Genomic DNA, 10,249 nt, shown 5'->3' on the forward strand with positions numbered 1-10,249 from the left:
TTGAAATTTTAGTGTCTATTTGTATTTTAGTTCCAAATTTATAGATATTAGGACATAATCCTTTTTTAAAAATATAATAGTGATAAACTATACTTAAAATTCAAAAGGGAAAGAGTAGAGATTTATGTCAAATAAAACAAGATTGATAATGATAGTTATATCATCTATGTTAATTTTATATGCAAGCATGCTAGGGGAGGGAAGTGCGTTTAACCTTGTAACTATATGGTTGTTTGTAAAAGGCATGAAAGATTGTATTACTAAATTGATTGCTGAAAGAAAGGAGAATAAAAATATTAATAGGAATTAATTTGCTAACGATTTAATTGCTATGGGATTAAATATAATTTATTAGAGGATTTTTAATATAAAAAGAGTATATAATAATATAAAGATTATTATTTTGAAATTATAATAAATGCAATGAAGAGGAAAGTAACTTTAAAAATACTTTTACAGAGAGTTTCTATTTGGTGAGAGGAAGCGAAGGATATTAAAGTGAAAATGGCCTTGGAGCTGTGCACCGAGATTTTTTATGAAATTAAGGCTGCAACGGGTTCACCCGTTATAGTGATAGAGTATAACCATAGGTATAATATGGCGTACTTAAAGAGGTGTATATTGTAAGGTATACATGAAATAGGATGGTAACACGAAGTTTAACTCTCGTTCCTAAGATTAAGTTCTTAGGGATGGGAGTTTTTTATTATATAAAATTACTGAGGAGGTATTAAATATGAATATTTTTATAGGAGGAGCATGGCCATATGCTAATGGATCACTTCATATTGGTCATATAGTAGCACTATTACCTGGAGATGTGATAGCAAGATATTATAGAAAAAAAGGGGATAATGTCCTTTATGTATCGGGAAGTGACTGTCATGGTACACCGATATCAATTAGAGCAAAATCAGAAGGAGTTACTCCAAAGGAAGTAGCAAATAAGTATCATAGTGAATTTAAGTATTGCTTTGATACATTGAATTTTTCCTATGATTATTATGGAAGAACTGATGATAAGTTTCATAAAGTAGAAGTTCAAAATATAATTACTTCTTTATATGACAAGGGTTTAATTTACGAAAAAGATGTAGATCAGATTTATTGTAATAGCTGTCAACAATTTTTACCTGATAGGTATGTTGAAGGAGTATGTCCTAAGTGTAAATCAAACGCAAGAGGAGATCAATGTGATTATTGTGGATACTTGCTAGATCCATTAGAACTACTAGATAGAAAATGCAAATTATGTGGGGAGTATCCTACAATAAAAGAATCTAAGCATTTATATTTTTCTTTATCTAAGTTTCAAGATGTTATAAAAAATAATTTAGATGTAAATAAGCACAATTGGAAAATAAATGCTATAAATAATACGGAAAGATACATTATTGAAGGGTTACATGATAGGGCTATATCAAGAGATATTTCTTTAGGTATAGATATACCAATAGATGGATTTAGGGATAAAAAGGTATATGTTTGGATAGATGCTATACTTGGATATCTTACAATGAGTAAGAAATGGGCTATAGATGAAAATAAATCATATGAAGAGTTTTGGAATGAGGATGCAGTTTCTTATTATGTACATGGTAAAGATAATATTCCATTTCACTCTATAATACTTCCAGCTTTATTAAATGGGATTGGTTATGAAAAATTAGTTGATAGAATTGTATCTAGTGAATACTTAACATTAGAAGGTAAAAAAATATCAACTAGCAATAATTGGGCTGTATGGATTCCTGATATAGTAAAGCGTTATAATTCTGATTCATTAAGGTATTTTTTCTTAATAAATGCTCCAGAAAAACGAGACTCTGATTTTTCGTGGAGGGAGTTTGTAAATAGTAACAATGGAGAGTTGTTAGGGGCTTATGGTAATTTGGTCAATAGAACGCTAGTATTTATAAAAAAATATTATGATAATAAAGTTATTAATGGTGAGATTGATAAAAATATTAAGTCAAGTATAAAAAAGTTATATGGTGAAGTAGGTGTGCTTATAGAGCAAGGAAATTTAAGAATTGCACTTGAGAGTATTTTTGAAGTTATAAGGAAAGTAAATAAGTACTTTGATTTAAGCACACCATGGATAACGGTAAAAGAGAATAATGAAAAATGTATAAATAGTATATATACTTGTATTTATGCTATTGCAAATTTATCTAATTTATTAGAACCATTTTTACCAGAATCGTCATTTAAAATAAAAGAATGGTTGTCTATAAATCATAGTAAATGGAGTGAAATAGAAAGTATAGATTGTGTTTTATCATCTGAAATTTCTATATTGTTTGAAAGAATTGATAAGAAAAAAATAGAATTAGAAGAAGAAGAATTAAAAAGTTGTCAAATTAAATATTAACTAAATATGAAATTTTTACATGTAGTTAATATTTATAGCCTATGAAATGACATATTTCATAGGCTATTTTCTATATATAATATATAATTATTGTGAACAGAATTTTAAGGGGAGATTTATTATGGAAAAAATTGTTGTAATTGAAGATGAAGAAAAAATAAGGACTGAGCTTAAAAGTTTTTTAAATAATTATGATTATGACGTTGTGACTATATCAGAGTTTGGCAATGTAGTGGACGAAGTTTTAAAATTAGATGCTCATTTAATTTTACTAGATATAAACTTACCTGTATGTGATGGGTATTTTTTATGTAGAAAAATTAGAAAAAGCTCGGATATACCAATAATTATAGTAACAAGTAGAGATACTGAAATGGATGAATTGATGAGTATGAACTTGGGTGCTGATGATTTTGTAACAAAACCATACAACACACAAATTTTACTTGCACGTATAAATTCTCTTTTAAAAAGAACTTATAAAAAATCTAATGTAGATATACTTAGGTACAAAGGTCTAGAATTAGATTTATCAAAAAATAGTGCAAGCTTTGAAAATCAAGAAGTAGAGTTAACTAAAAATGAATTTAGAATATTAAACTGCCTTATTAAAAATAAAGGAAAGATAGTTTCAAGAGGAGATTTAATGGACTATTTATGGGATTTAGATTTATTTATAGATGATAATACCCTTACAGTTAATATAAATAGACTTAGAAAAAAATTAAGTGAAATTGGATGTAGTGAATATATAGAAACTAAAAGGGGGAGAGGCTACATAATGCCGTAACTATGAATATAAAAGATTATTTAAAAGATAGAAGCTTAAGTATATTATTAAATTTTACGTTTTTTGCCTTTGTAGTTTTTATACTAAAAGCATCACAAGTTGAGAGAGTAACAATAATTTTCACAATTATGCTTTGGATAGTTTTAAGTAGTATAGAAATTTTTTACGGATGTTTTAAAAAGAAAAGTTATTACGATCAAGTAATGACATCTTTAAATGAACTAGATAAAAAATATTTACTACCAGTAGTTATAAAAAGATCATCTTTTTGTGAGGGGAAAATTTTGTATGATGTTCTTAGTATTACAGATAAATCCATGCATGAAGAAGTTAATAAGTATAAGTTTAATCAAGAAGAATATAGAGGATATCTTGATTTGTGGGTACATGAAATAAAGACACCAATAGCAGCTAGTAAGCTAGTTATAGAAAATAATAAAAATGAACATACTTTAAGCCTTTTAGAAGAAATAGAAAAAGTAGAAGATTTTATAGAGCAAGCTCTTTATTATTCAAAAATTAATGAAATAGAGATGGATTACATAATAAAAGAAACCGACTTAAGAAAGTGTGTAAACAGCACTATTAAAAGAAATAAAAAATTAATTAGAGAAAAGAAAATATGCATAGATATAGAAGATTTCGATGAAAAAGTTTATTGTGATGGAAAGTGGATGGAGTTTATACTAAATCAAATTATAGTAAACTCTATAAAATACATAGGCGATAAAACTATAAATAAAAAGTTAGATAAAGAACCTCCTAAGATATCTATATATACAAAATCAAAAGAAAATAGTATCGAACTATATATAAAAGATAATGGTATTGGAATCGATAGTAAGGATTTAAATAAAGTTTTTAATAAGGGATTTACAGGTATTAATGGAAGAAAACTAAAAAAATCAACAGGAATGGGACTTTATATATCAAATAAACTAGCAGATAAAATGTATTTAGGATTAGAAATAGATTCCATAATCAATGAAGAAACTACTGTAAAAATAATATTCCCAAAAAGTAATATGATTCAAATGTAAATAAACTTACATTTTTGTAAGGTAGTGGTAAGGTTATCTTATTAATTAAATCCTCTAAAGGCTATAAGATATAAGTATAAATTAAAAATGTGGAGGAGATAAGATGAGTACAGTTCTTAAAGTTAAAAATATAGAAAAATATTATGGGAATAAGAAAAATTTAACAAAAGCTATTAATAATATTTCATTTGAAGTTGATAAGGGTGAGTTTATAGGAATTATGGGCCCTAGTGGAAGTGGTAAAACTACACTTTTAAATTGTATAGCTACAATAGATAAAGCAACTACTGGAAATATACAAATTGAAGATAAGGATATAACAACTTTATCAAGAAAAAATATAGAAAAGTTTAGAAGAGAACACTTAGGATTTATATTCCAAGAATTTAATTTACTAGACACTTTAACAGTATATGAAAATATATCCTTAGCATTATCTGTATTAGGAGTAAAGGGAGTAGAAATAGATAAAAGGGTAAAAAGTGTGGTAAATAGACTGGGTATAGGAGATATATTAAGTAAATTTCCATATGAAATATCAGGAGGGCAAAAGCAAAGAGTAGCTTGTGCAAGAGCTATAATAAATGAACCAGCTTTAATTCTTGCAGATGAACCAACAGGATCTCTAGATTCAAAATCAGCAAGAGTTTTACTTGAAAATCTATCTGATTTAAATGAAAATATGAATTCTACAATAATGATGGTAACTCATGATGCTTTTACAGCTAGCTATTGTAAAAGAATTTTATTTATAAAAGATGGAAAAATCTTTAATGAATTAATAAGAGGAAATGATGATAGAAAAGAGTTTTTCAAAAGAATTATAGAAGTTGTTACTCTTTTAGGAGGTGACAATAACAATGTTATTTAAGCTTTCAAAAAGAAACGTCCAAAGAAGTATAAAAGATTATAGTATTTATTTTTTTACACTTGCTTTAGGTGTTTGCATATTTTATATATTTAACTCAGTAGAAGCTCAAACAGCTATGATGGATATGTCAGATAATCAAAAAATGTTAATGGAAATGACAAATAGGATAACTTCAATAGTATCAGTTTTTGTATCTTTCATCCTAGGATTTTTAATAATATATGCAAATAACTTTATAATCAAAAAAAGAAATAGAGAATTTGGTATATATATGACACTAGGTATTAGTAGAAGTAAAATTGCTTTTATGCTATTTTATGAAACTATAATAGTTGGGGTTATGTCTTTAGTTATAGGCCTATTTATAGGAATATTTTTATCGCAGGGACTAGCTTCACTAACAGCAAAATTATTTGCAATTGATATGAAAAAGTATCAATTTGTATTTTCAAAAGAAGCTTGTATAAAAACAATAATAGATTTTAGCATAATGTTTTTTATAACTATGATTCTAAATTTTATAGTAGTTTCAAGATATAAGCTTATAAATTTAATAAATAGTCAAAGAAAAAATGAAAAGTTAAAAGGTACAAACTTAATATTATCTGTATTACTGTTTATAATATCTATAGTTTGTTTAGGATTTGCATATAAATTGATTTTAGAAAATGCTCTTATAAACATAGGAGATGATACTTTTAATTTATCGATACTTTTAGGAGTTGTAGGTACGATATTATTTTTCAGATCTTTGGCAGGATTTTTTATAAAATTGGTTCAAAATGATAAAAACTTATATCTAAAAAATCTTAACACTTTTACTTTAAGACAATTAAACAGTAGAATTAATACAAACTATATATCAATGAGTATTATATGTTTAATGTTATTTATTTCAATTGGTATGTATTCTACAGCCATAGGATTAAAAAAATCTATAGAAAGTTCGACAGAGATTCAAACTCCATATGATGTGACTGTAATAGAAAGATACAGACCTAAAGAAAAGATAAATTTTAATAATGAAAAGTTAAGTGAAATACTTAAAAATTTAGATTTTAATGTAAGTGATTACTCAAATGAATATATAGATTACAATTTTTACGATTCTCCTGTGAGTTTTATTAAAATGTTTGAAAATACTTCAGATGACTTTTTATCTAAACAAATAAAATTTATGATAGATTCTAATGTTCCTATTATAAAACTATCAGATTATAATAAGTTAAATAAAATGCAAGGTAAAAAACAAATAGATTTAAAAGATAAAGAAGTAATTTTGGTTACAAACATATCTGCTATGGAGAATCCAATAAAAGAATATATAAAAAATAATAAAAGTATAAAAATAGGAAATGATGAATTTAAAATAAATAAAAATTACCAATATCAATCTTTAATGAATGATTTAGCTAAATTTGATTTTGTAACATTTGTAGTTGAAGATAAATACGCAGATAAATATGATATAAGTCAAAAATGTTTAAGTTTAAATTATGAAGGAGATAAAAAAGATACAGAAAATAAAATAACAAAGTATCTTGAAAAAAGTGAAAATAAACAAATTCAATATCAAAAAGACCATGGTTCATACTTATTATTTGTGAGCAAACAAATGGTTTTAGAAATTAATATGTCTAACTCAGCTACATTTTTATATATTGGTTTATATATAGGGATAATATTTTTAATATCTAGTGCAGCAGTACTTGCACTTAACCAATTATCAGGAGCAACAGAAAGTTTAGGAAGATATGAAATACTTAAAAAACTTGGAGTAAGTTCAAAGATGATAAACAGATCAATTTTTATACAAGTATTCATATATTTCTCACTTCCAATAGCCCTAGCATTAGTTCATAGTTATTTTGGAATAAAGGTAGCAAATAACGTGGTCAAAATGTTTGGAGACTATAATACAGTAGGAACCAATATAGGTGCAGTATTAAGTATATGTGTAGTTTATGCTATATACTTCTTTGGAACATATAAAGCATATAAGCGTATTGTAAATAAAAATAATTAACTAAAATAAAAAAGAAGGGCATGCCAAAATATAGACAACTTATATTTGACATATCCTTCTTTTTTATTGTTAAACAACTTTCATTTTGAATTTTTATACTTGGTTTAATTTTATTTATGCATATATCATAATAAAAATAAATATTTTAATAGTAGAATACGATAACGATATAAATTTATTGGGGGTAAGAAAATGGAAATTTTGTTATCAGGAATTATGAGTATAACACCTAATCAAATTGCTATGATTGCAATAGGGGGTATATTGCTATATCTAGCAATAGTTAAAAAATTTGAACCAACACTTTTATTACCTATGGGTTTTGGGGTGATAATGGTTAACTTACCACTATCAGGAGCAATAAGTCAGGTTGTAAATGGAACACCAATAGAAGGTATACTAGATTTACTATTTGAACAAGGGATAGCAACAGAATTATTTCCATTACTTATTTTTATAGGGATAGGAGCAATGATAGACTTTGGGCCACTTTTACAAAAACCATTTATGATTTTTTTAGGAGCTGCAGCTCAATTTGGAATATTTTTTACCGTAATATTAGCTTTGTTATTAGGATTTGAAATAAATGAAGCTGCATCTATAGGTATAATTGGGGCAGCAGATGGACCTACTTCAATATTTGTAGCCTCACAATTAGCAAGGAATTTACTAGGGCCTATTTCAGTAGCTGCATATTCATATATGGCATTAGTACCAATAATACAACCTTTTGCTATAAAATTGGTAACAACTAAAAATGAAAGAATGATAAAAATGCAATATCAAGAAGATAAAATATCTAAGCGAACTAAAATACTATTTCCAATAATAGTTACATTAGTAGCTGGACTTATATCACCACAATCAGTACCTCTTATAGGATTTCTAATGTTTGGTAATTTAATGAAAGAATCTGGGGTAGTAGAAAGTTTATCTAAATCAGCACAAAACGAATTAGTAAATATAAGTACAATTCTTTTAGGTTTAGCTATAGCATCAACAATGAAAGCAGAACAATTTTTGCAAATATCTACTTTATTAATAATGGGTATGGGACTTATAGCATTTATATTTGACACTATAGGGGGAGTACTTTTTGTTAAATTTATAAATTTATTTAGAAAAGAAAAAATTAATCCTATGATTGGAGCTGCGGGTATATCAGCATTTCCAATGTCAGCAAGGGTAGTGCAAAAGTTAGCAGTAAAAGAAGATCCTACTAACTTTGTACTAATGTATTCAATAAGTGCAAATGTATCAGGTCAAATAGCATCAGTTATAGCTGGTGGATTAATACTTAGTTTATTAAGTTAGGAGAGTGGGATATGTTAGTAGAACTTCAACAAGGATTAAGATTGATGGCACTTGGGATGAGTGGTGTGTTTATTGTTACAGGAATAGTTTATGCATCAATGAAATTATTATCTAAAATGGACCAAAAATGAATTTATAATCAAAAGGGGAGTAACTTTTTGTTACTCCTCTTTTGATTTTTATAGTATATATATTTAAATTAATTACATATTAAGATTTTTTTGTAAAAACAAATCAACCTCTTTTGGATTTTTAAGCGTTACAAATTTATCTTTGAATTGTTTTTCTATTTCTTTATAATGGTTTCGTTTATCTTTATTACGACCCTTATGAAGAATCCACCAAATAAATTCGAAGTCAAATTTTTCAATACACCCATTAGCCATATCTTCACGAGTCGAATTTTTATGCTTTAAATATCTATTAAAAGCTCTACGAAAACAAATACTTCTAGGAAAATCTAAAAAAATTATTATATCAGCTTGTTCTAATCGTTGCCTTTGTAAAAATTTATTATAATTTCCATCTATTACCCAAGAATCATTTTTCAGAAAATCATTTACTATAAAACTACCTTCTTTCGCATCTCGCTCAATCCAATTAGGTAAAAAATTCACGGTATCGAGAAACAAAGCCGGAATCTTATAATGTTTTGAAAGTTTTTTAGCAAGTGTAGATTTTCCACTTCCACTGTAACCGATTATTGCGATTTTCATTATATCACCTCTTAGTAAAAGTTATTTTTAAAATTTATACAAATAAGATATGAAATAAATATAATTTCTATTTTTTAGCATCTAAACAACAAACTATCATAGGCAAAAGAATAAAAATAATTGAATATCCAATAGACCCAAATGCCAATACTATTTGAGGATTTGTACCTCTATCTAAAAAGAATAAAATAAAAAATGATAATAACATAGGAAGTATTAATAAGAATGATGTTGATTTTTGAAGGTTTACTAGAAAACTTTTACTAGAAGATTTGGTTTCTAGTTTAGCCAACCAATACCAAGAGAAGAATGAGAAAAAAATAAAGAAAAAGTAGTTTGGATCTCCGTTTGGTTTAGTAACAAAGCCGAAAAAACCTAATAATCCCAAAATAGAAATCCATTTATTAGAGCGTAATTTAGATTGAATATTATTAATATTATCAACTCCTTAATATTAAAATTTATTTATATTTATAAATGTAGCACTAATGATAAGCACTGGCAACGGTTTCTTAAAAGTAATATATAACTATAATATGTAGTATAGAAGTTTATTATAGTTAAAATTAAGAGGATATCGTGAAATACGATACCCTCTTAAATGTATATATAAGTTTTTATATTGTTAAGTCACTTTCATTTTTAATTTTTATTGCTTTATCAAAAATTTCTCCCATTACAAAGCACATTAGTGCTGATAATAAACAGATAAGCATAAGTGGTGTAATTCCGCCCCTATCAGATCCTATGATTGTTACCCCTGATGTAGCTGCTGCATTATACCCAATTATACATTCAAATACTGTATTTATTACTAAACAATATCCCATTATTCTAAATCTCTTAACATTTTCATGTATAAATGGACTTGCTAAAGTACTACCTACTATTCGTATTAAGCATATTACTACTATTAAATACATTGATGTGTATATAAGATTTGTAATCATATTAATCAATGAAATTATGTTAGGAGAATGAACTGATTGAACTATAAATGCTATAGGAACGCCTATAGTATACAGTATCAGTATTACTAATAAGAAATATAGTATAAAATTTAAAATATCTTTTGAAAATGTAGCTTTCATAAATATCAACCCCTTTTGATAATATAT

The 10,249-nt window shown here is 26.2% G+C and carries 11 protein-coding genes and 1 other annotated feature; of the genes, 8 read left to right on the forward strand and 3 right to left on the reverse strand.

The genetic code is table 11. The features are described from left to right. The first annotated feature begins 124 nt into the window (after positions 1–124). The 8 genes from ACRCYC_RS15470 to ACRCYC_RS15505 all read left to right on the forward strand — a co-directional run bounded on the left by ACRCYC_RS15470 (position 125) and on the right by ACRCYC_RS15505 (position 8,546). Positions 125–310: a hypothetical protein gene (locus tag ACRCYC_RS15470; RefSeq protein WP_438620002.1), complete on the forward strand. Its 186-nt coding sequence runs from the start codon at positions 125–127 to the stop codon at positions 308–310. Positions 311–414: 104 nt separating this feature from the next. Then, positions 415–677: a binding site (T-box leader), on the forward strand. 59 nt (positions 678–736) lie between these two features. After that, complete coding sequence (gene metG / locus ACRCYC_RS15475; RefSeq protein ID WP_438620003.1) at positions 737–2,374, forward strand: methionine--tRNA ligase; 1,638 nt, start codon at positions 737–739, stop codon at positions 2,372–2,374. A gap of 121 nt (positions 2,375–2,495) precedes the next feature. Further along, the gene (locus ACRCYC_RS15480; protein WP_438620004.1) at positions 2,496–3,164 is read left to right on the forward strand and encodes a response regulator transcription factor; all 669 of its coding nucleotides are present in this window, start codon (positions 2,496–2,498) and stop codon (positions 3,162–3,164) included. A gap of 2 nt (positions 3,165–3,166) precedes the next feature. Beyond that, positions 3,167–4,204: an ATP-binding protein gene (locus ACRCYC_RS15485; protein WP_438620005.1), complete on the forward strand. Its 1,038-nt coding sequence runs from the start codon at positions 3,167–3,169 to the stop codon at positions 4,202–4,204. Between the two features lie 103 nt (positions 4,205–4,307). After that, positions 4,308–5,075 carry an ABC transporter ATP-binding protein gene (locus ACRCYC_RS15490; RefSeq protein WP_438620006.1) on the forward strand — a complete coding sequence of 256 codons (768 nt, stop codon included), beginning with the start codon at positions 4,308–4,310 and terminating at the stop codon, positions 5,073–5,075. Further along, positions 5,065–7,101, forward strand: coding sequence for an ABC transporter permease (locus tag ACRCYC_RS15495; RefSeq protein ID WP_438620007.1), 2,037 nt, complete (start codon positions 5,065–5,067; stop codon positions 7,099–7,101). The genes ACRCYC_RS15490 and ACRCYC_RS15495 overlap by 11 nt, the downstream gene beginning before the upstream one ends. A gap of 192 nt (positions 7,102–7,293) precedes the next feature. Next, positions 7,294–8,415 carry a sodium ion-translocating decarboxylase subunit beta gene (locus ACRCYC_RS15500; protein ID WP_438620008.1) on the forward strand — a complete coding sequence of 374 codons (1,122 nt, stop codon included), beginning with the start codon at positions 7,294–7,296 and terminating at the stop codon, positions 8,413–8,415. 11 nt (positions 8,416–8,426) lie between these two features. After that, positions 8,427–8,546 carry an OadG-related small transporter subunit gene (locus ACRCYC_RS15505; RefSeq protein WP_438620009.1) on the forward strand — a complete coding sequence of 40 codons (120 nt, stop codon included), beginning with the start codon at positions 8,427–8,429 and terminating at the stop codon, positions 8,544–8,546. A gap of 72 nt (positions 8,547–8,618) precedes the next feature. Here ACRCYC_RS15505 and ACRCYC_RS15510 read toward each other — a convergent pair whose 3' ends face one another. From ACRCYC_RS15510 to ACRCYC_RS15520, 3 genes are all read right to left on the reverse strand, one after another. Beyond that, entirely contained in the window at positions 8,619–9,131 is a 513-nt protein-coding gene (locus tag ACRCYC_RS15510) for a DNA topology modulation protein (RefSeq protein WP_438620010.1), read from the reverse strand. Between the two features lie 67 nt (positions 9,132–9,198). After that, positions 9,199–9,519, reverse strand: a complete 321-nt coding sequence (locus tag ACRCYC_RS15515) for a DUF3796 domain-containing protein (RefSeq protein ID WP_438620011.1) — start codon at positions 9,517–9,519, stop codon at positions 9,199–9,201. A gap of 229 nt (positions 9,520–9,748) precedes the next feature. Further along, positions 9,749–10,249 (reverse strand): DUF2975 domain-containing protein (locus ACRCYC_RS15520; RefSeq protein ID WP_438620012.1); only part of this gene is annotated, 501 nt, incomplete at its 5' end.

Source organism: Paraclostridium sp., from assembly GCF_051657365.1.
Classification (GTDB): domain Bacteria; phylum Bacillota; class Clostridia; order Peptostreptococcales; family Peptostreptococcaceae; genus Paraclostridium.